This window comes from Marinococcus halophilus (assembly GCF_900166605.1).
GTDB classification, from domain to species: Bacteria; Bacillota; Bacilli; order Bacillales; family Marinococcaceae; genus Marinococcus; species Marinococcus halophilus.
In genome coordinates this window covers 200,763-224,300 of record NZ_FVZD01000004.1, presented here as the reverse complement: position 1 = coordinate 224,300, position 23,538 = coordinate 200,763, and the positions used below count along the sequence as shown (strand labels likewise).

General features: G+C 46.2%; 26 protein-coding genes. 7 read left to right on the top strand and 19 right to left on the bottom strand.

Features of this window, described 5'->3' with window-relative positions:
* Positions 1-38: 38 nt before the first annotated feature.
* The 3 genes from B5066_RS02250 to B5066_RS02240 form a co-directional block, all read right to left on the bottom strand.
* Complete coding sequence (locus B5066_RS02250) at positions 39-425, bottom strand: OsmC family protein (protein WP_079474330.1); 387 nt, start codon at positions 423-425, stop codon at positions 39-41.
* A 179-nt stretch (positions 426-604) separates the two neighbouring features.
* Positions 605-1,405: a VLRF1 family aeRF1-type release factor gene (locus B5066_RS02245; protein WP_079474329.1), complete on the bottom strand. Its 801-nt coding sequence runs from the start codon at positions 1,403-1,405 to the stop codon at positions 605-607.
* Positions 1,406-1,555: 150 nt separating this feature from the next.
* The gene (locus B5066_RS02240; RefSeq protein WP_079474328.1) at positions 1,556-1,984 is read right to left on the bottom strand and encodes a hypothetical protein; all 429 of its coding nucleotides are present in this window, start codon (positions 1,982-1,984) and stop codon (positions 1,556-1,558) included.
* Between the two features lie 216 nt (positions 1,985-2,200).
* Between B5066_RS02240 and B5066_RS16550 the strand changes: the two genes are divergently transcribed.
* Positions 2,201-2,362: an FbpB family small basic protein gene (locus B5066_RS16550; protein ID WP_143745382.1), complete on the top strand. Its 162-nt coding sequence runs from the start codon at positions 2,201-2,203 to the stop codon at positions 2,360-2,362.
* Between the two features lie 148 nt (positions 2,363-2,510).
* Here B5066_RS16550 and B5066_RS02235 read toward each other — a convergent pair whose 3' ends face one another.
* The 15 genes from B5066_RS02235 to B5066_RS02165 form a co-directional block, all read right to left on the bottom strand.
* On the bottom strand, positions 2,511-2,960 hold the full coding sequence (locus tag B5066_RS02235) for a ferritin-like domain-containing protein (RefSeq protein WP_079474327.1): 450 nt from the start codon (positions 2,958-2,960) through the stop codon (positions 2,511-2,513).
* A gap of 104 nt (positions 2,961-3,064) precedes the next feature.
* Complete coding sequence (gene msrB, locus B5066_RS17025; protein ID WP_027847418.1) at positions 3,065-3,508, bottom strand: peptide-methionine (R)-S-oxide reductase MsrB; 444 nt, start codon at positions 3,506-3,508, stop codon at positions 3,065-3,067.
* A complete protein-coding gene (gene msrA, locus B5066_RS17020; protein ID WP_079474326.1) occupies positions 3,495-4,046 on the bottom strand; it encodes a peptide-methionine (S)-S-oxide reductase MsrA in 552 nt (183 codons plus the stop codon). The genes msrB and msrA overlap by 14 nt, the downstream gene beginning before the upstream one ends.
* Before the next feature lie 138 nt (positions 4,047-4,184).
* Positions 4,185-4,700 carry a type 1 glutamine amidotransferase domain-containing protein gene (locus B5066_RS02220; protein ID WP_079474325.1) on the bottom strand — a complete coding sequence of 172 codons (516 nt, stop codon included), beginning with the start codon at positions 4,698-4,700 and terminating at the stop codon, positions 4,185-4,187.
* 64 nt (positions 4,701-4,764) lie between these two features.
* Entirely contained in the window at positions 4,765-5,781 is a 1,017-nt protein-coding gene (locus B5066_RS02215) for an LLM class flavin-dependent oxidoreductase (protein WP_079474324.1), read from the bottom strand.
* Positions 5,782-5,797: 16 nt separating this feature from the next.
* Positions 5,798-6,388, bottom strand: a complete 591-nt coding sequence (locus tag B5066_RS02210; protein WP_079474323.1) for a ribonuclease H1 domain-containing protein — start codon at positions 6,386-6,388, stop codon at positions 5,798-5,800.
* 57 nt (positions 6,389-6,445) lie between these two features.
* The gene (locus B5066_RS02205) at positions 6,446-7,756 is read right to left on the bottom strand and encodes a lysine N(6)-hydroxylase/L-ornithine N(5)-oxygenase family protein (protein ID WP_244897329.1); all 1,311 of its coding nucleotides are present in this window, start codon (positions 7,754-7,756) and stop codon (positions 6,446-6,448) included.
* Between the two features lie 174 nt (positions 7,757-7,930).
* Positions 7,931-8,680 carry a TspO/MBR family protein gene (locus tag B5066_RS02200; RefSeq protein ID WP_244897328.1) on the bottom strand — a complete coding sequence of 250 codons (750 nt, stop codon included), beginning with the start codon at positions 8,678-8,680 and terminating at the stop codon, positions 7,931-7,933.
* A 114-nt stretch (positions 8,681-8,794) separates the two neighbouring features.
* Positions 8,795-9,613: an aldo/keto reductase gene (locus B5066_RS02195; RefSeq protein WP_079474321.1), complete on the bottom strand. Its 819-nt coding sequence runs from the start codon at positions 9,611-9,613 to the stop codon at positions 8,795-8,797.
* Between the two features lie 75 nt (positions 9,614-9,688).
* A complete protein-coding gene (locus tag B5066_RS02190; protein WP_158219197.1) occupies positions 9,689-10,144 on the bottom strand; it encodes a precorrin-2 dehydrogenase/sirohydrochlorin ferrochelatase family protein in 456 nt (151 codons plus the stop codon).
* Positions 10,137-10,889: a sirohydrochlorin chelatase gene (locus B5066_RS02185; protein WP_079474319.1), complete on the bottom strand. Its 753-nt coding sequence runs from the start codon at positions 10,887-10,889 to the stop codon at positions 10,137-10,139. Before B5066_RS02185 ends, B5066_RS02190 begins: the two co-directional genes overlap by 8 nt.
* Positions 10,890-10,901: 12 nt before the next feature.
* A complete protein-coding gene (cobA, locus tag B5066_RS02180; RefSeq protein WP_179124015.1) occupies positions 10,902-12,356 on the bottom strand; it encodes a uroporphyrinogen-III C-methyltransferase in 1,455 nt (484 codons plus the stop codon).
* A 79-nt stretch (positions 12,357-12,435) separates the two neighbouring features.
* The gene (gene cysC, locus B5066_RS02175) at positions 12,436-13,047 is read right to left on the bottom strand and encodes an adenylyl-sulfate kinase (protein ID WP_079474317.1); all 612 of its coding nucleotides are present in this window, start codon (positions 13,045-13,047) and stop codon (positions 12,436-12,438) included.
* Positions 13,048-13,061: 14 nt separating this feature from the next.
* A complete protein-coding gene (gene sat / locus B5066_RS02170; protein WP_079474316.1) occupies positions 13,062-14,210 on the bottom strand; it encodes a sulfate adenylyltransferase in 1,149 nt (382 codons plus the stop codon).
* Between the two features lie 29 nt (positions 14,211-14,239).
* A complete protein-coding gene (locus B5066_RS02165) occupies positions 14,240-14,947 on the bottom strand; it encodes a phosphoadenylyl-sulfate reductase (protein ID WP_079474315.1) in 708 nt (235 codons plus the stop codon).
* 304 nt (positions 14,948-15,251) lie between these two features.
* On the opposite strand from B5066_RS02165, the gene lplA reads away from it, so the two are divergent.
* Positions 15,252-16,247 carry a lipoate--protein ligase gene (gene lplA, locus B5066_RS02160; RefSeq protein WP_079474314.1) on the top strand — a complete coding sequence of 332 codons (996 nt, stop codon included), beginning with the start codon at positions 15,252-15,254 and terminating at the stop codon, positions 16,245-16,247.
* A gap of 131 nt (positions 16,248-16,378) precedes the next feature.
* Complete coding sequence (gene mreBH / locus B5066_RS02155; protein WP_079474313.1) at positions 16,379-17,383, top strand: rod-share determining protein MreBH; 1,005 nt, start codon at positions 16,379-16,381, stop codon at positions 17,381-17,383.
* 72 nt (positions 17,384-17,455) lie between these two features.
* On the opposite strand, the gene B5066_RS02150 is transcribed toward mreBH, so the two are convergent.
* On the bottom strand, positions 17,456-18,382 hold the full coding sequence (locus tag B5066_RS02150) for an alpha/beta hydrolase (RefSeq protein ID WP_179124014.1): 927 nt from the start codon (positions 18,380-18,382) through the stop codon (positions 17,456-17,458).
* A 164-nt stretch (positions 18,383-18,546) separates the two neighbouring features.
* Between B5066_RS02150 and treP the strand changes: the two genes are divergently transcribed.
* From treP to B5066_RS02130, 4 genes are all read left to right on the top strand, one after another.
* Positions 18,547-19,998: a PTS system trehalose-specific EIIBC component gene (gene treP, locus B5066_RS02145; protein WP_079474311.1), complete on the top strand. Its 1,452-nt coding sequence runs from the start codon at positions 18,547-18,549 to the stop codon at positions 19,996-19,998.
* A 71-nt stretch (positions 19,999-20,069) separates the two neighbouring features.
* Entirely contained in the window at positions 20,070-21,743 is a 1,674-nt protein-coding gene (treC, locus tag B5066_RS02140) for an alpha,alpha-phosphotrehalase (protein WP_079474310.1), read from the top strand.
* 21 nt (positions 21,744-21,764) lie between these two features.
* The gene (gene treR, locus B5066_RS02135; RefSeq protein WP_079474309.1) at positions 21,765-22,487 is read left to right on the top strand and encodes a trehalose operon repressor; all 723 of its coding nucleotides are present in this window, start codon (positions 21,765-21,767) and stop codon (positions 22,485-22,487) included.
* 47 nt (positions 22,488-22,534) lie between these two features.
* Positions 22,535-23,476: a PD-(D/E)XK nuclease family protein gene (locus B5066_RS02130; protein WP_079474308.1), complete on the top strand. Its 942-nt coding sequence runs from the start codon at positions 22,535-22,537 to the stop codon at positions 23,474-23,476.
* The last annotated feature ends 62 nt before the right edge of the window (positions 23,477-23,538 follow it).

The window sequence follows — 23,538 nt, the reverse complement described above, 5'->3', positions numbered from 1 at the left end:
CTTTTCTCTCCAATTCTCTTCCAAGACCTTCCGCACTGCTAGTTGGAAAGAAGTTCGAATGTTTCTGTAATCGCAATGCTGTCTTTTACTGACTGAACCATCGAACAGTTTTTCTTTGTCCATTCCATATTCTTTTCCATTTGGGCTTCCGTTACGTTTTCTGCCTTTACGGTAAAGTGCAGATGAACAGCAGTTATTTTATTTGCCTGCTTTTCATCCCTTTCCACTTCCGCTTCAATTTGGATATCATGCACTGTCTGATGCCGTTTGTTCATAATTTTCCGCAGCACTCCTCCGCTGCATACAGCAATCGAAGAAGTCATAAGCTGAAAAGGACGGAAGCCATACTCTTCCTCCCCGGACACAGAGAGTTCTCCGTAGTCTGTTTTTGTTTGAAATCCGCCGTCGGTCATCGAAAACTTCATCCTGCTCACCTCTTCAATAGTATCCTTCGTGTTGTATCTTATCTAAATCCAAGCCTATTTCCAAACAAAAGGTATTATATCAAAAACTGAGGGATTTTGTGCAGAGACCCAAAGACCCCGGGGTGATTTATTCATGAAAAAAGCAGCTGCTATAATAGCAGCTGCTGCAGTCATACTGTTTAGCGCACGTTTTCAGGATAGATTTCGTTTAAGATTTCATGCGTCGGCGTAGAAATCAAGTTTTTATTAATGACTTCTTTCACTCTTTCACCCATGTTTTCTTCCAAATCTTTAGCGTATTCTTTATCACCGATAATGTACGCCGTATCAAGACCGCGATTTTTCATCTGTTTGTTGATGACAGGCGCAAGGCTCTTGTACCAGCGGTGGCGGTTTTCTTCAAAGCGCTTTTGCACTTTGTCCACCTGGGTGGAGCCTGCGGCAGTACGGTCAGCTGATGCTGTACCTTTGTATTCCTGCCAGTCCTCGCTGTCCACATCCCAGTGGAACTGCATTTCTTCGCGGATTACACCCATGGAAGTATCGATCAGATAAACGTCCTGTTTGTTCGTAAGAAGAATTGCAGTTGGCGGGAAAGTTTTCTCGAGCTTTTCCAGCTGCTCGGTCTGCGGTGTTGGTTCCCACATAACTTCTGTTTCCACCGGCACCTGGAAAATGTCCGATTCCCAGGTGGAGCCGTCACCAGAAGCGAAAATGATAATACTTTTCTGCAATTCATCGCGGTGATCTTCAATGTATTTTTCAATATCATCGGTAATTTTTTTGATCGCGTTTTTTTCATCTTTCGTTTCGCTCTTATCTGCATATTGCTTTAAGCCATTGACAGCCTTTTTGTATTTAATTTTCCATTCTTCGCTAGGCTGTCCGCCTTCGCCAATATCTGTGTTCAAATAAAAGGAAACAAAACCGTATTCATCCTCTTTATTTTTTAACTGCTTTAAATTGTTTGTAATTCCCATTGTCTGTTGCCCCTTTCCGTGACTGTGTTAACTGTTCTATTATCATTCTATATGATGTATTTCCTTCGTAAGGCCAAGGTAAACGTCAAATGCAGTAATAATTTCAAACCACTAAAAAAAGCAGGTTCAAATGAAAGAACCTGCCCTTTATTATGAAGAAGAATGCGTATCTTCAGCTTGCTGCAGCTGGCCTGCATTACTGTTAGAAGAACTGCTTTCGATCGCTGTACTTTCTTCTTTTAATTCTTTTAATTCACCCGTAGTTTCAAGCGTGGTTGTTTTTGCTTTCATCAGAGTTTCTTTTAAACTGTTCACCCGGTTGACGATCTCCTGGATATCTGTGCTTGCCGACTGAAGCAGCTCCGAATAATAATTCGAGGTTTCCCTTAACGTGGAAATAATCGATTCTCTATTTTCTGAAAGAAACTGCGACGTGTCATTCAATGTGGAAGCTGTCTGCTTCGTGCCGCCAACAATAGGAGAACGGGTTTTACGGGTGCTGAGTAATACAATAACGGAGACAACGCCCCCAAGGATTAAACCAATTTTAAGTGCTGTGTTTCCATTTTCCTCTGCCATCACTATCCATCCTTTCGGCTCTACATATATTAATACCTATACCACATTTTACATGAATTTATTCTTTTTTACTTTATCTTATCAAAAAAAATCTACCTTTCGGAAAAAGAATGTACTTTTCACCATATTTTCAAAATTTAATGGGTTGTCAAACGCGTGATATAGGGTAAACTAGTGGTCAGCAGGAGTATAACAGAAGGAAAGGAAGATGTTGGCATGAGAAAACCACAGAGACTTTCATTTGATGACTTAATGGAAGCAAACAAAAATGAACTCAAAAGCAACAAGCAGGCACTTGATTCCATAGACCGCAAGCTTGATGAAAAGAAATCCAAAGAAGTATACGTCCGTCCGGCCACTAAAAAACGAGCCAACTAAAATCGCTGCAGGAATGGCAGTCATCCGGGTATTTTCATGCCATCCTTATATAATCTAATTATTTTTTGAAAATTCCGTCATTAGTGGCGGCTACTGTATATCCCTAACATAAAAAAACCGCCTCCCGGCGGCTTTTTTATACTCTATTTTACAGATCGGAGCCTTCAAGAATGCGTTCAATTTCTTCTTTATGACCGGTCTCATCAGAAATGAGGTCTTCAAGTTTGTTTTGAAGCTCGATCATGTTCAGTTCTTCTGCCTGCTGGGCACGTTTAGTATAGCGCTCAATTGTGTCTGCTTCAGAATCACGGGCAGCTTCAAGCATTTCGCGAACCTGGAACGTCTGCTTAATATCAGCAGGTTTTGTAGTCGGCGTGCCGCCAAGCGTACGAATTTTGGAAGCAATGTATTGAGCGTGGCCCTGCTCGTCACCGATTTCATCTTCAAACAATGGTCTGAGCATAGGTGTGTGAATGCCGGAAACCACAGCTGCGTAGTTTGTATACATAATAGCTGCTGCATATTCGTGTGCTAAGTCGACGTTAAGTCCATCGATTAATTCCTGTACTTTAGGATCGTTTTCTCTTACGCGTTCCATGAATAAATTCCTCCTGTCGTCTGTTTAGTGCAATTGATGTTTTCTCATAGTTGTAACCTTCCAAAGTATATTTTACCCTTTTTCAGGCTGAAAAAACCTCTTTTTTATTTGAACAGGTACAGATATTCACTGTAACCCTGCTCTTCAAGCTCATTGACCGGGATAAATTTAAGAGCAGCCGAATTGATACAATACCGTAAGCCTGTTGGTTCAGGGCCATCCGGAAATACGTGCCCAAGGTGGGAATCTGCTTCATCGCTGCGGACTTCTGTTCTTCTCATCCCTAAAGAATCATCAAAGTTTTCTTTAACTTCACTTTCCTTTAAAGGCATGGTAAAGCTTGGCCAACCACAGTTGGAGTCAAATTTATCCTTTGAACTAAACAGAGGCTCTCCGGAGACAACGTCTACATACAGACCTTCTTCTTTATGATTCCAGTATTCATTTTCAAACGGACGCTCAGTGGCATCGTTTTGAGTCACTTCATACTGCATTGGGGTTAAACGCTGCTTCAGTTCTTCTGTACTGTATTTTTTATTGGTGCTCATTCTGCTCACTCCAGTAATTGTTTATAAATCCTTCACGGCCGGAGCCCTTCCGGTACATCATATAATGAAAACGATTTTTATGATGATAATCCTGATGATATTCCTCGGCCGGATAAAACACCCCGGCTTCCCTGATTCTTGTTACCACAGGTTTTTCAAACGGACCGTTCTCATCAAGCTCCTGCTTTGAAGCTTCTGCCAGCCGGTGTTGTTCTTCATCGTGGTAAAAAATATTTGTCGTGTACGATTCCCCGCGGTCATTAAACTGACCACCCGGATCTGTAGGGTCAATCTGGCGCCAAAATATTTCGAGCAGCCGTTCATACGACACCACCGATGGGTCGTATTTCATCTGGATAGCTTCTACGTGCCCGGTAGTTTCTGAACATACTTCCCGGTACGTCGGGTTTTCTGTATGCCCGCCGGTATATCCCGACATAATATCGTAGACTCCTTCCTGCTGTTCAAAGGGACCTACCATACACCAAAAACACCCTCCGGCAAAGGTGGCAAGCTTCATGTTTTGTTCTTCTGCCATGTTATTCACCCCAATCTCTCAAGTACCGCTGATTATAACATTTCTTCATACGATTTTCTGTCAATGTGCTCACCCCGGACCTTCCTCCGGTAATTTCATTCAATAAGAAAAGGCCAGCTTTCCAGCCGGCCTTTTCGCTTAATTTGCTAGTTGTTTCAAGGATTCACGGTTAAAGGCCGGGATATCATCAGGCTCACGGCTTGTAACCAGGTTGTTGCATACGACTACTTCTTCATCATGAAGCTTTGCCTTCGCGTATTCCATGTCCGTCTGAATGGATTTGAAGCCTGTGGCGTTACGGCCTTCCAGTGCTTTTGCTGTAATAAGCAGCTGTGGACCGTGGCAGATCGCAAATACGGGCTTATCATGATCCATAAAGTATTTGGCAAAATCTACGAAACGCTGATCGCCACGAAGCTGATCCGGAGAAAATCCTCCCGGAATAAAAAGTGCATCAAAATCTTCCGGCTTCACATCTTCAATAGAAGCGTCAACGGTTACCTTCGCTTCCCCCTGTTTACCGGTAACTGTTTTGCCTTTTTCATTTTCGATTACGGTCAGTTCATGACCTTCTTTTTCGAATGCTTCTTTCGGGTCTGTGAATTCCACATCCTCAAAAAGATCTGTAAGGACTACGGCTATTTTACTCATCATACATCACCTTTCCTGGATATAATCTTTGGTCACACAATTAAGTTTACCCAAGTCCCAGCTCATTCTAAACCTGGCGGCTGCTTATTTTAAACCGGTTGGCAATTCTTCTCATTGAAGCAGCCTTTTCTTCAAATGACGGGGTAAATCCCACAGTCATAATTTCTTCAGCGCCATAAGCTTTTTCAAGCCATTTAAGCTTTTCTTCCACCTGGTCTGTCGTTCCGACCGCGTTGTGGTACCGGTTTTTTTGAAACATATCTTTTTCTTCATCCATGTACGTAACGTCTTTAATCATTTCATACGAGGGTATACCGAGCAGACCGAGGCCCTTAGCGGTTACTGAAGAAACGTAATCCCCCACAGCCCTCCATTCTTCCGCCTGCTGTTCGGACTCTGCTGCAAGGGCCCAGACCGCCAGCATAAAATAGGGAGCAGGACAGATGTCTGACGGCTGAAAATGCTCATGGTAGTAATCCGCTGCCTGAAAGCCTTCATCTGGATTAATAAAGTGGGCAAAGCAGAACGGCAGTCCGTTTTCCGCCGCTGTTTTAGCGCTGTCCCGGCTGGAGCCGAGAATCCAGACTGCCGGCTTCACCTCAGCACGTGGCGTCACCGGAGCATAGTCGTACAGCCCTTCGTATTTATTTCCTTCCGGGGACAAAAAAGTAAGCAGTTCTTTCAGCTGGCCGGGATACCTGGCGGCATTTCTTGATCCCCCTTCATGTAAGGCCCGGGTAACGTTTGGCATAGCTCCCGGCGCCCTGCCGAGGCCCAGGTCAATACGGTCTTTGTACAGAGAAGCCAGCACTTCAAATACTTCAGCCACTTTAAACGCGCTATAGTGCGGAAGCAGCACTGCACCCGATCCAATTTTCATACGTGTGGTGCGGGCGGCCAGATGGGCAATTAATACTTCCGGAGCACTTCCGGCTATATGCTTTGTGCCGTGATGCTCAGAGACCCAGAATCGGTGGTATCCGAGTTCTTCAGCAATCCTGGCATACTCCCCGGTCCAGGCTAATGTGTTTTCCGGCGTTTCTCCATAAGGCATGATGGATTGGTCAAGTATACTCAGTTTCATAATTCCCCTTCTTTCTTTACTTGCGCTGATAATCCGCTTTAATTTCACCCCAGTTATTTGTATCCCATTTATAAATCGGGTTGTCCCACGTATGCTCCTTCAGCCAGTTTTCCGCCCGGCGGATCTCTTCCCAGATTTCCCGGCTGTCGGCATCTTCCACCAGCGTCGAATTTGCTTTTTTCTTTTCGACCCAGCCGATGGCTGTCGCCGAATCCGAATATACAGGCATAGCGCTTTTTTGTTCCTTTAAATACTGAAGGGCATGCACGATCCCAAGGAATTCCGCCATATTGTTTGTGCCCTTTTTAAACCCGGGATGGGCAAACACAATCTCTTCTGTTTTCGTGTAGACACCCCGGTATTCTACCGGCCCCGGGTTGCCATGGGAACCGGCGTCTACAGAAATACTCTCTGTTATGTAACTGCCGTTTTCAGCTTCAGGTTTTAGAGTAGAATTGTTAAAAGCCGCCTCTGCTTCTTCATACGAAGGAAACGACTTAAACTTTGCTCCCTTGAAGCCCTTGACCTGCTTTTCACATTCAGCCCAGGTAGTGTAAATGCCCGGTTTTTTTCCTTTCCATACTACATACCATTTCTTTTTCGCCATTTGTCTCTCTCCCTGAGGAAAAAAGAACGCCTCCAACCAGCAGAGACGCTCCCTTTCTTATTCTTCTGTTGCTGAAAAACGCTGAAATACCGTATCCTTTTGTACCGGGTAGCGCTCAAAGCCGCACAGATTATTGATGATGGTTTGATTTCTTACGACGGACAAAGATAAGTTTGTCGCAGCTGTGCCGTGTGAATGATCAATATTTGTGAGCATGTATATATGATTGTCACGCCCGTCCTTGAACTGAAGGCGATAATAATCATCAATCATATAATGGTCCTCGTCTTCCTTTTCCACGAGCTCGCCGTATTCCTGAATCCACTCCGGAATACTCGGCTGAAAGCCGGTGGCGAGCACGACTTTATCCGAAAAACAGCGGAACGTTTTATCCTGCTGCCATTGACGGAGCTTCAGCTGGTAGCCCCCCTCCACTGACTGAATATCTGACAGCTCAGTGGCAGCCTGGAGCACTACATTTGGATCTTCACGTTCGATAGAACGATGATAAAGAAGATCGTATATTTTTTCAAGTGTAGGCTGCTCAATGCCCTTTCTTGCATGATCAAGCTCCGGCAGGGTTTCGAGTCTCGTTTTAATATCAAGTGAACGAAAATAGTCGACAAAATCCGTGGAAAAAATCTCGCGGGCGACCTTCGCATCCTCAGCCTGGAAAAACTGTGGGGAGCGGGTAAACCAGTTGAGCTTGTAATGAAAATGCTTCTGGTCCTGCAGAAGGTCATGGAAGATTTCTGCTGCACTCTGACCGGAGCCAACAACCGTCACCTCGTCCCCGCTCTTCAGCTCCTCTTTACGAAAGGAATAATCGGCCGAATGATATATATCGTCGCTCTGCTGCCTTTCAATATTTGGAGGAAGCATTGGCGCTGCTCCTGTGCCCACTGCCACATTTTTCGTGTAAAAATATTCCTTCTCGCCGCTGTTCGTATTTTCCGTCATAATCCTGTAGCAGGAAGCTCCATCCCAGCTGCTGTCAGCAACCTCAAGCACCCGCTGGCCGAACAGACAATACGGGAGCTGGGCAGCCACCCATTTTCCGTAAGAATCATATTCTCTTCTCGGAACTTTTAGCTGCTTGTTAAAAAAGAACTGAAACATGCGGTTATGCTTGTGCAAATAGTTTAACATTGTAAAACGGCTCGTAGGATCAGCAAAAGTCACCAAGTCAGCAAGAAAGGAAGAGTTCAGCACTGTGCCTTCGAGCAGCATTCCAGGATGCCAGGCAAATTCATCTTTTTCATCTAAAAACACGGCTTCTATACCGTCCACTGGCTCAAGCAGGGCGGCCATGCCAAGATTAAACGGCCCGAGCCCAATTCCTGCTATATCGTAAAGTTTGTTTTCCACCCTAATCACCTCAAAATTAAGTACTTCCGGTTTCAACCAAAAAGTCCAGCAATACCGCTGGACTTTCATTCCGTATTGAAAGGCTGCCGGAAACCTTTGACTTTATACGAATTTCGAACCTTGTAATCAAGTTCTATTTTCCCTTCCTTTTTTAATGTTAATCATCCAATATAGTTACAAATAGGTAAATTTATTTTTAGGACGGAAAAACAGCTGAACAAAAAGAATCACGGCAGCCACAGCTGCTGTCCAGGCCACCAGGTTCACTTCCTCCCAGCGCTGTACAAAAATACCGGTAAACGCCCATACAAATACCAATGTATATAAAACGTCACCCATTTTTCTATAAAACAAAATCACGGCAGCAGATGCTGCGGCGATCGCAAGAGCAGTCCACCAGCTGCCGTCAATGATCCAGCTGCGTATGCCACTCGCTGTAAGCACAACTCCGATGTTTGTAATAGAAGCGACCGTAACCCAGCCAAAATATACACTGATTGGCACCAGCAGGAGCCCCCGGCGCGGACTCGTTTTAATTTTCATATAGATAACACCCAGGCTGACCCACAGGCCCAGAATAGCTGCCATGGTGCCGTAAAATATTTCATAATGAAATAAGAACAACCACAGCACGTTAAATACGCATGACAGGATAAACATATAGCCGATGCCTGCATATATATGCTCTTCCGTCGGTTTTGCGAAAAAAGCACGCAGCACCCACAAAATCAGGAGCAGATAAATAATTCCCCATATCGAAAAGACGTATCCGGCAGGGGTGAATAGTACGTTGAGGCTGTCCGAGATGCTGCCAGTAGTCTGGCCGTTTAGTGGCAGGGCGTTGGCAAGCCCGTTTACGGCAATGACTACTGCCAGGGCGACCGCATTCAAGAGTTTAAGCTTCATAGAAGGAACGGAAAACATAAACACCCACCTTTGGTTGAAAGACCTGATCTCAGCTTCTGCAGCTGCTTGTATACGATATGTTCATTTTAAAAAATCCTCCGGCCGTTTTTGACCGGAAGATTATTGGAGGGTTTAATTGATTTCTGCTGGCCTTGGTCCTTTACGGGCTCCTTTATCCAGACGATTAATAGTCGCCATATCTTCATCCTCAAGCGCAAAGTCAAACACATCGATGTTGCTTTCAATTCGTTCCGGCGTCACCGATTTTGGAATGATAATCGTATCGTTCTGCAGGTGCCAGCGCAGCACTACTTGAGCAGGATTTTTTCCGTGCTTCTCAGCGATATTTTGAATGTGTTCATCATTCAGCACTTCTCCGCCCTGCATGATCGGGCTCCATGCTTCCACATAAATATTTTTCTTTTTGCAGTAATCTTTTAATTCGTTCTGCGCCAGGTAAGGATGGCATTCCACCTGGTTTAATACAGGCTTCACTGTGCACTCGTTTAAAATTCTTTCCAGATGCTCCACCTCAAAGTTACTCACGCCGATCGCTTTTACCTTGCCGTCTTCATACAGCTTCTCAAGCGCCTGATACGTTTCTACGTAATCATCATTTGCCGGCGTCGGCCAATGGATCAGGTATAAATCCACATAATCGAGTCCCAGACGCTCGAGGCTCGCATCAAATGCCTTAAGCGTGTTTTCATAGCCATGATCAGAGTTCCATACCTTTGTCGTAATAAAAAGCTCTTCTCTCGGGATTCCGCTCGCTTTAATCGCACGGCCGACTCCCTCTTCATTTTGATAGATCATCGCCGTATCAATTGAACGATATCCAGATTTCAGTGCATGTGTAACGGCTTTTTCAGCTTCCTCATCGCTTACTTGAAAAACACCGAAACCGAGCTGTGGCATTTGCAGCTGATTGTTTAAAGTTACGTAATCCATATTGTATACCTTCTTTCTGTAAATGCTGTGACCATTACTGTATACCCGCTGTTCTTTATTTTACACTTGAAGGGGTCAGCGTTTTTTTATAACCCGCTGGAGATAATGCTTCCACTCCTTTACACTTGCCGGTTTATTGCTGCCGCTTGAAACGGAGATCTGCACCCCGTCTTCCATAAACGAAGCCGGAAAAGCCACATTGCCGATAGAAGGGTTGTCGGCGCCGTTTACCAGCTGCCAGGGATGCTTGTGCTCAGCAATCATCTGCTGAGCTGCTTTATCTCCGGAGGCGGAAACAATCAGCCAGGCGGTCCGCAAGTCTTCGGGCCCGCCCGTCTTCTCTTTCCAGGTGATTCTGTTTTCTTTCCACAGCCTCTCCAGCTCTCTGGAGAGCTCCGGCGCCACCACTGTGACAACAGCCTTTGCCTCTAACAGCTTTCCGGCTTTTCGTTCCGCTACGTTTCCGCCTCCAATAATCACAGCTTCCACCCTGTCAAGACTCACAGTCAACGGAAGAAGAAAATCAGACATGAATTCCTGTTTCTTTTTCGAGCGTTTCAGCGACACGGGATTCGAGCACTGGAAGCAGACGCTCATCAAAGCCTAAAAAGTCGCATCTGGTAAAATGGCCGGGTTTAGTTTGATTATAATGGGCTGCTGCTTCATCCATCTCTTTAATGAGCAGGCCGACAAACATTAAATATGGCAGAACGTACACGGGACGCCCGCCTTCAGCCAGTTCTTCCATTTTTTCTTGGAAACCCGGCTCGGCAGCGGCAAGAAAAGCTGTTTCCACTCGCGAACGGCCGGTATGCTTTTCAAGCTCTCCGGCGATCTGGTAAAAGTCTTCTATTGCCCCGGGGTCCTTTGCGCCTCTCCCTACAAATAGAATTACTGCTTCTTTCTCCGGTTCCCAGCCTTTTACACGGAGGCGGTCCAGGAGAAGGTCATTGATGCGGTCGTGAACTCCAAAAGGCTCTCCGTATTGAATAGCTACTTCCGGATGCATTTTCTGCACCTTGCCGAGCTCCTCCGGGATATCTTTTTTAATATGGCCGGCTGAAAGTAAAAGCACTGGCACAACAGCCAGAGTATCCGCCCCGTTTTCAATGCATTCAACAGCGCTCGTGACAATATCCGGCTCTGCAAGCTCCAGAAAGCAGGTTTTCTGCTCATATTCCGGGAAAGCAGCCCCCGCTTTTTTCGTAAAGGCTTTTACCTGCTCGTTTCCTTCAGGGACTCTCGTTCCATGCCCGACAAACAAAATGGCTTTCATGATAGTTCCTCCTTACAGAATGGGACTGAAGCACTTTTGAATAGAAGTGCTCACTGCTTCAGATGACGCTCCTGCTGTCGTATCCACCCGAAGACCATATCCCTCAGCTTGTTCTTTTGTACCTTCCCCAACGCAGACAATCGTTTTTTGCGACCACCATAGTTCCGCTTCACCATTGTACAGAGAATTTATTTTCTCCACCGCCACTGTGACAGCTTTTCTACATGGAAAAATAACTGTATTGATGGCGTTATCCGCGAGCAGCCTTTCAAGTGTATGATCTGAAGAAGAGACGCTGCTTAACACGTGCCCAATATCACTACTGCTGTGGTTGATTTCTTTTATCCATTCTTCACTTCCAATAACGTGAACAGTCTCTGCGTGCTTCCATTCCTCTTTCGAACGGTATTCCGGAAAAACACCGTAAGCCTTCCATTTCTCCTCTGCCCGCCGGGTCACGGTCACAAGATGACAGTCCACCTGCCTCAAATCCAGACGCCAGTTCTTCAGCTGAGCCATAAACGCTTCAACATCAATGGCTGTTTCAAATACAATTTCATCATAGGAAAGGTCCTTTTGTAAGTGGATAAGCTCCGGCAAGGTTTCCTGCCATACAGGGCCTTCATACACTTCTGCCCCCTGGCTTTTCCATTCGCTGCTCCAACCGCTCGCACCTGAGGTTGTACGTACGTGCCACATGTAACGTCCAAACAGCGGGAGCCCTTCAAACCACGTGGAAGCGGGCCCAGCTTTGACGACATTACCGACCAGCGTGATTGAAGGGTTTTCGATCGCGTGTGCCTGCACCACGTCGTTGATATCTGCCAGGGAGCCTTTGACCGTCCGCTGCTTTGAATATGTTCCCCATTCAACTACCATTACGGCAGTTTCCGGCGGCTTTCCTGCTTCTATGAGCCTCTTCGTAATAAATGGCAGATTCTTGACCCCCATGTAAAAAGCAACCGTATCGATGCTTTTAGCAAGCGGCTCCCAGTTCAAATCCGGCTCTCCAGTTTCTTTCTTTGTATGAGCTGTAATAGCTGCAAAGCTTCCTGAATAATCACGGTGAGTTACGGGTACGCCAGCATAAAGCGGAGCAGCAATACCGGAAGTAATGCCGGGGACGATTTCGTATTCAATACTGTTTTCCTCCATCACAGCCGCCTCTTCCCCGACTCTTCCAAATACCCCGGGGTCGCCGCCTTTGAGGCGCACTACCCGTTTTCCCTCCCGGCTTTTTTCCACCATCATTTTCTGAATTACTTCCTGCCGCAGAATATGCTTCTGCGGCAGTTTTCCACAGTATATACGTTCCGCTTCAATCGGAGCCTGTTCCAGAAGAAGCGGGTTGACCAGCCTGTCATAAAAGATGACGTCCGCCTTCCGGATGCACTCTGCTCCGCGAACGGTAATAAGTCCTTCATTGCCGGGGCCCGCTCCTACTAGAAATACTTTTCCATCTGCCACCCAACCCCTCCTTTCTCTTTTACAAATGGTAAAAAAGGACACGGCTTAACAGCCCGCGTCCTCTACCTATGTTTCTTTATTATTCTTCAATGTACTTCCAGTTGACTAGGGCATCTACTACTTCCTGAGCAGATTCTTCAATGGATTTTTGTTCTGTATTCACCGTAAGCTCCGGGTTTTCCGGTTCTTCATACGGAGCATTAATACCGGTAAAGGAAGGAATTTCCCCGGAACGCGCTTTTTTATACAAGCCTTTCGGGTCCCGTTCTTCGCAAGCTTCAAGGCTCGCTTCCACGTATACCTCGATAAACTCCCCTTCCGGAAGCAGTTGGCGCACCTGATGGCGGTCCTCCCGGTACGGAGAAATAAAAGCAGTACTGACAATCTGGCCGCTGTCAACAAACAGCTTTGCCACTTCTCCGATACGGCGGATATTTTCGGTCCGGTCCTCCGGAGAAAAGCCAAGGTCTTTGTTCAATCCATGGCGTACGTTATCTCCGTCGAGCACGTAAGTGTGGCTCCCCCGTTCAAAAAGCTTCCGGGAGACAGCATTTGCAAGCGTGGACTTACCGGAGCCCGAAAGACCGGTAAACCAGAGCACAAAGCTTTGATGTTTATTTTTTTCCTGGCGTTCTTCTTTGGATACCGAGGCGTCGTGCCAGACGATATCTGTGGATTTTGATCCCATCATTTTCCTCCTGTCATTTATGAATTGGAAGGCTGGCGCTGCATACCGCGAATCAGTACTTCCACGACTTCCGGACGGCTGAACTCTTTTGGAGGCATTTCGCCGTTGGTCAGCATAGCGCGCACTTTCGTACCAGAAAGAATGACATGATCAGCTTTATCGTGCGGACACGTTTTCGCCGTCGCCATGTTTTCACATTTCAGGCAGTAGAAGGAATGCTCAAAGAAGCGCAGCTGAATGCCAAGTTCTTCAAACGTAAAGTCGGAGAAAATTTCCTGGGCGTCATACGTGCCATAATAGTCACCGACACCAGCATGGTCACGGCCGACAATAAAGTGGGTGCAGCCGTAATTTTTCCGTACCATGGCATGAAATATCGCTTCTCTAGGTCCTGCGTAGCGCATGGCGGCTGGAAATACAGCGAGGAATGTCCGGTTTTCAGGGTAGTATTCGTCGAGAATAGTCTCATAGCTTTCCATACGCACATCAGCAGGAATGTCATCTGATTTCGTTGCCCCGACAAGCGGGTTTAAAAACAGGCCGTCTACGGTTTCAAGTGCCGCCTTTTGAATATATTCGTGCGCCCGGTGGACAGGATTTCTCGTTTGAAAACCGACCACCGTGTTCCAGCCGCGGCTTTCAAAAGCACTGCGCGTTTCTTCCGGATCCAGATAATAGTTTTCAAACTGCTCATGGCTGATTTCTTTTACCAGCGTAACTTTACCGGAAACATACGTGTCCGGACGATCATACATTTTCTTTACGCCGGGATGCGCTTCTTCTTCGGTGCGGTATACTTCTCTTGCTTCCCGCTTCTTATCCGGGCTGTAGAATCCTTCAAGTTCAATCGTACCGTACGTTTCTCCGTCAAAAACCAGGCGGGCTTCCTCCCCAGCTTTCAACTCCTCTGCTTTTTCCTTCGTGACCGGCAGAGTGATCGGAATGCTCCAGACCGTGCCATCCGCCAGGCGCATCGAAGAAACCACCGAGCTGTAGTCCTCTTCGCTCATAAAGCCTTCAAGCGGACTGAACGCGCCGTTGGAGAGCAGCTCGAGGTCGGACAAAGCAATCTCGTCAAGCTCGATTTGTTTTTGAATGGATGAAACGTCTTTGTTCAAATCCTTACGATTTACTAGTTTTCCACCGTGTGGAGTACTTAAAGCCATGATCATCGTCCCTTCTTCGTCTTAATTCATCAGCGGTGCAGGCCGCATTCTGTTTTTCCGCTTCCTGTCCACCGGCCGCTGCGGTGGTCTTCACCTTCGAGCACTTTCGCAGTGCACTGTACACATCCGATACTTGGATAATTCTGCTCATGCAGCTCATTGTAAGGAAGATTGTTGTCTTCGATATAGGCCCAGACATCGTCCCACGTCCAGTGGATCAAAGGGCATATTTTAATGGACTCAAACCGTTTATCCTCGTTAACAAACTGCGTGTTGCGGCGGGTAAGTGACTGCGACCTCCGCAGGCCGGACATCCAGGCCCCGTACTGGCTCAGTTCATTTTCGAGCGGCTGCAGCTTCCGGATACCGCAGCAGCGGTCCGGGTCTGTTTCCCAAAGCCTCTCACCTTCCTGGGCTGCCTGTTGTTTAGGCGACAGTTCGGGCTTCAGCATTTTAATGTTTAACTCCGGATACTTTTCACGAACGGAGTCAATTACATCATACGTTTCTTTAAAATGGAACTGGGTGTCGAGAAAAGCGATGGTTGCATCTGGTTTCACCTGGCTGATTAAATCAATCAATACAATCCCTTCTGCTCCGAAACTGCATGCATATACTAAATCATCACCATATTCGCCGTAGGCCCAGCGGATAACTTCAAGCGCACTTTTTCCTTCCAGCACTTCGTTATTCACGTGTTCCAATTCATTTGTCTGCAGGGAATCGTATACTATCATGCGCTTCCATCCCTTTCACTTTAATATTGTACCTGTTTCCATAAAAAATGAAAATCTTATTTTAAAAGACGTTAAAATCCTTAGTAATTTTATCAGGTTTATTAGCTTACCATACATTTTAGTGGGTACTTTTTACAAAGTCAACAATACAAATCGTTTAACTAGGGATTGTTTCCAGGCTGGTATACCTCTTCCCTTCTTTCCCCCTGTTAGCATTAGCTTTCTCATTAGTATTTATGGCATAATATAAAAGGATATTTTTTCACCAGCATCGGTTCAGAACCACTCATTTAGGAGGTTACGAATGAAATTTATTGATAATGAAGGTATCAGTGACCCAAGAATCAATTTGGCCATCGAAGAATTTGCTTTAAAGAATATGGATCTGGGCAAAGACGAAATGTATTTACTTTTTTATGTAAACACTCCTTCTATAATTATTGGAAAAAATCAGAATACAATCGAAGAAATCAACACCGATTATGTAGAGAAGCACAACATTCAGGTCGTCAGACGCCTTTCCGGCGGCGGTGCTGTTTATCATGATCTTGGCAATTTAAACTTCAGCTTTTTAACCAAAGACGACGGCAACAGCTTTCAAAATTTCCAAAAGTTTACTCAGCCGATCGTCGATGCTTTAAATAACATTGGCGTGCCGGCCGAAATGTCCGGGCGCAATGACCTCCAGGCAAATGGAAAGAAAATTTCCGGAAACGCCCAGTTCGCCACAAAAGGAAGAATGTTCAGTCACGGCACGCTTATGCTTGATTCGGAAATTGAAAATGTCGTTGCTGCATTGAATGTAAAAGATGAAAAAATCCGTTCGAAAGGGATTAAATCTATTCGAAGCCGCGTAGGAAACATCAACGAATTTTTAGACGAACCGTTGTCTGTGGAAGCATTCAAACAGCTGATCCTGCGGTATATTTTCGGCAGCGATGAACAAATTGAACAGTATCATCTTACCGACGAGGACTGGAAGGAAATACACAGAATATCCAGCGAGCGTTATAGCAATTGGGACTGGAATTATGGTAAATCCCCTGCTTTTGACATTCACCGCAGCAAAAAGTTTGATGCCGGGATGCTCGACATTCGTTTCAACGTCAAGAAAGGCGTGATTCAGGAAACGAAAATCTACGGGGACTTTTTTGGTACCGGGAACGTAGAGGATCTTCAGGAAGCACTTCAGGATACAAAGTATGAGCGAGATGCCATTTATGAAACTTTGTCGCAATTTGATTTATACACATATTTTGGAGCCATTTCTCTCGAGGAAGTAGTGGATTTAATTTATTAATCCCCGTCAATATTCCGTAAAAATGGGAAAATACTCATTTTTTACGTGACCTTAGACCCTTATTTAAGTATTCTTACTCCTCTACAATTAATTACTGGAGACTATTAACCCGGAAAAGGTGAGTAAATAAAATGGCATTAACAGAAATAGGTATTGATTTAGGAACTGCGAACATTCTCGTTTACACAAAAGAAAAAGGTATTATCCTCAATGAGCCTTCCGTTGTAGCACTTCATATAGATACTAAAGAAGTGTACGCTGTAGGTACAGAAGCAAAAGAAATGGTGGGAAAAACTCCAGCCAATATTATCGCTACCCGGCCAATGAAAGAAGGAGTAATTGCAGATTATGATATTACATCTGCGATGCTTTCCCACATCATGAAAAAAATTCAAAAAGAAGCAGGCTTTACTCTCCGCAAGCCGAAAGTCGTAGTATGCACACCTTGTGATTCCACTTCTGTAGAACGCCGGGCTATCAGGGATGCTGTACTTGGCTGCGGTGCTAAATCTGTTTCCTTAATCGAAGAGCCGATTGCAGCTGCGCTCGGTGCAGAGCTGCCGGTGGATGAACCCAAAGCAAATGTTATCGTTGATATTGGCGGAGGTACGACAGAGGTCGGTATTATTTCTTATGGCGGCATTGTCTCTTCCCGGGCGATACGCCGCGGCGGGGATCATATGGATGAAAGCATTACTCAGCATGTCCGCAAGGAATACAATATGCTGATTGGCGAACGGACCGCTGAAAATATCAAAATGGAGATTGGTTCCGCTATTCCTGACGGGGAAGTACGCACGATGGAAATCCGGGGCAGAGACCTTGTAAACGGACTCCCGAAAACCATTACACTGGAGTCTCCGGAAATCCACCGGGCCATCACAGAAACGCTGGATCAAATTCTGGAAACTATCCGTGTTACTCTTGAACAATGTCCTCCTGAACTAAGCGGCGATATCGTCGATCAGGGAATTGTACTTACCGGAGGAGGCGCACTCCTGAACGACCTTCAGGATTGGCTGAGCCGCCAGATCGTGGTTCCGGTCCACCTCGCCTCAGCACCTCTTGAAGCTGTCGCGATTGGCACTGGCAAATCGTTGGCAATGATCAACAGCTTGCAAAAAGCTTCCATGTAATAAGAAAAGGACCGTCTAGAGGCATATTCGCCTGCAGACGGTCCTTTTTCATGTAACCATGGTTATTTAACATTATTGTATTTGTTTTTGCAGCCACGGGTAGAGATGATCCAACAGTTCATGGGAGAGATTGGCGTCTTGCTGTTTTTTATATCTTCGCTTTGTTTTAATAATTGAAAACTCTTCCGGCTGATGTCTTAGAATATGGTTCATCTCTTCAACTACATATGCTTCCACCGGGCCGCCCGTATGCTGGGCTACGGCGCTGACGTCTTCTGCTTTCACCTGGGCATCCTTGCCGCCATTTACGGCAATAACCGGAATGCGTGTGCGGTGAAAGGCTTCCCGCGGGTCATAGTCAGCGTGTTCCTGAAACCATTTCACGTTCACGTTTTTATATTTTTTTGAAGCTTCTTCATCAAGCAGCTCCTTAAGCACTTTGTGCTGCTTTTTTATCATACGCTTGTTTACTTTCCCCGTTCTCAACGCCCGGTAAAAAATTCCTCTCCCCTCGCTTATTTCTCTTTCCATCGATTCGCCCTGTTCAAGCAGAATATCAAACAACGGCTTTGGCGACGAGGCGAGCACCATCATTCCCTGTACCTTTTCTTTCTCAGCCACCCTGGGAGCAATCGCCCCGCCTTCGCTGTGGCCCAGAATAAAAATTTTGTTTTCATCAATTGCAGGATTCATTTTCAAAAGCCGCACCGCAGCAGCAGCATCTTCAATTAAATCTTCCAGCCCCGTGGCCCGAAAATCACCATCACTGGACCCGGTGCCTCTCTTGTCATAACGAAGAGCTGCTACTCCCTGCTTTTCAAGCCAGGCGGCCAGCTGGTTATAAATATTTAATTTTATTCCCGGCGCGTTACCGTCACGGTCTATAGGGCCGCTCCCACCAATTATCAGCACGCCGGGAGTTTTTTCAGACGCATTAGCAGGCATCGTGAGCGTTCCGTATAACGTTTCAGTCTGATCGATTGTTATCAATTGTTCCATGATTTCACGCTCCATTAAGAGGTTTTATTTTAGTATTCCTATTTTTCATTTAATAAAAACCTTTTTACTCATGATAATTATATTGACTAATTTGTATATACAAGTTAAAGTGAGTTTATAAATTGGTATCGTTTTCAAAAATACCCACTTAAGGGGGAAACACAATGGCAAAAATTACGAAAGAAGCTGTTGAAACGATCGTTGAAGCCGTGGGAGGCAATGATAACATTGAAACAGTTACCCACTGTGTAACCAGGCTGCGGTTTGTTTTATACGATGAAGAAAAGGTAGATAAAGAAAAACTTACTAACCTTGATCTTGTGCGTGGGGCTTTTGCCTCTGGAGGCCAGTATCAGGTCGTTATCGGCCAGGGCACCGTAGATAAAGTTTATAAAGAACTGATGAGCGTTACAGGACGTTCTGAGGAAAGCGGCGGACGTGCTGGAGACGGAGACTCTGAACACGACACCGCTGATAAACAGAAATCCGGCAAAAAACAGAATGCCTTTCAACGTTTTATTCGTCTGCTTGCTGATATTTTCATTCCCATTCTTCCAGCTATTATTACCGCAGGGCTGCTGCTCGGCTTGAACAACCTGTTAACCGGTCCCGGTATTTTCTTCGACGATGCTGTGATTGATGTATATCCACAGTGGACCGGTATTTCTGAAATTATCTTCATTATTGCAAACGCTTCATTCAACTTTCTTCCCGTTCTTATAGGGTGGTCGGCCGTTAGGAGGTTTGGTGGCAGTCCCCTCCTCGGTATCGTGCTCGGGTTAATTTTTGTCCACCCGCAGCTTTTAAGCGCGTACGCTTACGGTGACGCGAGTGCAAATAACGAAGTGCCAACCTGGGATCTGTTCGGCTGGAATGTCGAGCAGGTTGGCTATCAGGGACAGGTGCTCCCAGTGCTTGTAGCTTCCTATGTTCTAGCCCAAATTGAAATGTTTTTAAGAAAACGGATTGCAGATTCTATCCAGGTACTGCTGGTTGCTCCGATTGCTTTACTCGTTACTGGCTTCTTTACATTTATTATTATCGGCCCGGTTACTTTCGGGCTTGGAAATGCGATTACAGACTTCTTCCTGTGGACATTTGACCAGTACGCATGGCTTGGGGGCCTGCTTTACGGCCTGCTTTATGCACCGCTCGTTATTACCGGGCTCCACCACACATTCCTTGCGGTCGACCTTCAGCTTACCGCTTCGACCGACGGTACTTTTTTATGGCCGATTCTTGCTCTCTCCAACATTGCCCAGGGATCTGCTGCAGTCGGCATAATGATTCTGGCCTGGAGAGATCAGAACATGCGCGGCCTGGCAGGCTCAGCCGGACTTTCAGCGTATCTTGGAGTTACCGAGCCGGCATTGTTCGGGGTGAACCTGCAGTACCGGTTCCCGTTCTTTTGTGCGCTGATCAGCTCAGCGATCGCAGCTACATTTATCAGCATCAATAACGTCCTGGCCTTTGCTGTCGGCGTCGGCGGCATCCCGGGCATCTTTTCCATCCGTCCGCCCGACTGGGGAGCTTTCTTTATCGGGATGCTGATTGTCATTATCCTTCCGATTGTATTAACCTATCTCTACGGGCGTATTCGTAAAGTAGAAATTTAACCAATGAATTCAGGCGTCTGCTGGTATTGTTTAGCAGGCGCCTTTAATCCATACAGCATATATACGAAAGGATGAGAAGAATGGAACCATGGTGGAAACGAACTGTTATTTACCAGATTTATCCTAAAAGCTTTAACGACACTACCGGAAATGGAGTCGGCGATCTTCCGGGCATTATCGAAAAACTCGATTATCTAAACGATCTTGGCATTGATGTTTTATGGCTTAATCCTGTGTACCCTTCCCCTCAAAAGGATAACGGATATGATATCAGTGATTATTATAATATTTATGATGTGTACGGAACGATGGAGGACTTCGAACGCCTGCTCGCCGAAGCCCACGCAAGAAACATGAAGATCATTATGGATATCGTTATTAATCACACCTCCACCGACCACGCCTGGTTTCAAGCCGCTTCTTCAGATGCCTCGAGCCCTTACCGCGACTACTATATCTGGAAAGATCCTGTCGATGGTGCTGAACCAAATAACTGGGTGTCTAAATTCGGCGGCTCCGCCTGGCAGTGGCATGAACCGACAAGCGAGTATTACCTGCACCTTTTTGACGTGAGCCAGGCGGACTTAAACTGGGAAAACGAAGAACTGCGCCAACAGCTGTATGATATGATGAATTACTGGTTCGAAAAAGGCATCGACGGCTTCCGTCTCGACGTTATTAATTTAATTTCGAAGGACCAGCGGTTTCCAAATGATGATATAGGGGATGGCCGCCGGTTTTATACCGACGGGCCGAGAGTGCACGAATGGATGCATGAAATGCACCAAAACGTATTCGCCCGGCACGGAGCCATGACAGTCGGAGAGATGTCCTCCACGACAATCGACCACTGCATCAAGTATACCCGCCCGGACCGGGAAGAACTGAGCATGACCTTTAATTTCCATCATTTAAAAGCGGATTATCCCGGAGGGGAAAAATGGGCCCTGCCGGAATTTGATTTTGTGCAGCTAAAAGAAACACTGTCCGACTGGCAGATCGGTATGTACGAAGGCGGCGGCTGGAATGCGCTGTTCTGGTGCAACCACGATCAGCCCCGGATTGTAAGCAGGTACGCCGATGACGGCAAGTACCGCGTGGAATCAGCGAAAATGCTCGCAGCCACCATGCACTGTATGCGCGGCACTCCTTACATTTACCAGGGGGAAGAGCTTGGGATGACCAATCCTTCCTACAGCTCTATCGAGGATTACCGCGACGTAGAAACCATTAATTATTATGATATTATGCAAAATCAGGGAAAAAGCCCCGAGGAAGCGTTCGCCGTCATCCAGGCCCGCTCCCGCGACAATGCACGAACGCCTATGCAGTGGGACAGCTCAAAAAATGCCGGTTTCAGTGAGGCTGAGCCGTGGCTGCCGGTCCCGGAAAATTATACGTCCATTAACGCGAAGGAAGCGGTAAACGATCCGGATTCCGTTTATCATTTTTACAAAAAATTAATTCAGCTCCGCAAGGACTATAAAATTATGACGGCTGGAGATTATCAGCTCTACCTGCCGGATCACTCTTCCCTTTTCGCCTATACTCGTGAGGACGAAGACGAGGCATTACTCCTTGTGAGCAATTTCTCGTCTGAAACGATTGAAGCCGGCGGCCTGGACCTCCCCTGGAAAGAGCAGCCCGGCACCATTTTTCTCACCAACTATCAACGGGAGCATTTTTCCTTTGGGACTGACAGCCTGCAGCCATACGAATCGATCGTTCTGCATTATCAAAAATAGCCGCCCTGAGGTGTAACGAGCATGAGTACAAAAAGAAAGTATTTAGACATCTATGAAGAAATAGCGCACGGCATCCGCAGTGAGCAGTTTAAGCCTCATGCCCTGCTTCCTTCCGAGCATGAGCTCACTTCCATGTACGATACGTCACGGGAAACTATCCGCAAAGCGTTGAACCTGCTTTCCGAACATGGATATATTCAAAAAATTCAGGGCAAGGGCTCTGTCGTGCTTGAAACTGGCCGGTTTGATTTTCCAGTATCCGGACTCGTCAGCTTTAAAGAGTTGGCAGAACAGACCGGCAGCAATAGTAAAACCCTTGTGCATTCCTTGACCCTTTCACCTGTTCCGGCAGCTCTCCAGCACGTATTTGAGGCGGAGGAAGAGGCAGAACAGGTCTGGGAAGTAAAGCGGCAGCGGAAAATGGATGGTGAAAATATTGTGCTCGACATTGACTATTTGCTTGAGCGCTGGGTACCCGGACTGACTGAAGATATTTGTGCTGATTCCATTTATGACTATGTAGAAAATAAGCTGGAGCTTGTGATCAGCTTCGCGCGTAAAGAAATCACTATTGAAAAGCCGACGCACGAAGACGGGCAGCTGCTTGACCTTTATCCGGATTCAAGTATTGCGGTCGTCCGGAACTATGTATATCTCGATAATGCGGAATTATTTCAATATACCGAGTCCAGGCACCGTTCAGATAAGTTCCGTTTTATCGACTTTGCCCGCCGTCACCGTTAAAATGGTAGCAGGAGCAAGGTAAAGACAAATCAAAGGAGTGGTTTCTCCTGTTTACTATACGGGACTATCCGGAGTTTTCCTGGTCGCTGTCGAGGCATAAAACGCTGCTTCAATGCGAACGGCAGTATGCCCACCAGTACTACTCCTCACACAATGGCTGGCTGCGGAATGCAGACCCCTTTCCGCGCCACGTCTACCGACTGAAAAATTTAACTAATCTTGAAATGCTGTTTGGGTCTATCGTACATGATTTAGTAGAAGAAACGCTGAAAAAATATTTAAATAACGGGCACCTCCCAACAAAAGATATTTTGAAAGAAACAATCCGCACCCGGCTGAATGAAGGGTTTATTGATTCGACTAAAAATGCGGAGCAGTGGCGCAAAAAGCCGAAACATACGACCATGCTCCACGAAATATACTACGGTGAAGAAAAGAAGCTGCCCGCAGAAAAAATAAAAAAAATCCAGGATCGGCTCGAGGCCGTAGTAGAGCATATTCTAACCTGTGACACCATACAGGAACTTACTTCGGAGCGGCCAACGTATTATCTCGAATCAGAGGAACTCCGCACGATGAACCTGGAAAACACTAAAGTGTTTGCCGTGCTCGACTTTCTTTATAAAGACGAAGAAAATAATAAATGGGTGATCGTGGATTGGAAAACCGGCCTGCAGACAGAGGAAGATCCCTATCAGCTGGCTTTATATGCGCAGTACGTTCTCGATTACTACCCGGAAACGGCTCTTGAAGATATCGTCGTGCGAAATGAATACCTGCTTGAGGGGACAAGTGTCGAACATAAGCTTAACCATTCCACCCTTCAGGAGGTCCGGGATCTGCTCGTGCAGAGTGTAGAACGTATGGCCGGTTTCCTCGAGGATAAAGAAGCCAACAAGCCGCTTCCCCTCGAATATTTCAAAAAAACGACCAATACCTTTGCCTGTAAACGATGCAATTTTTACGAGCTGTGTTTCCCGAAGCAGTGAAAGTAAAGCTGTATCCTGTTAAAAATAAAGAACACCCGAGCCTGTATGCCAAGCCCGGGTGT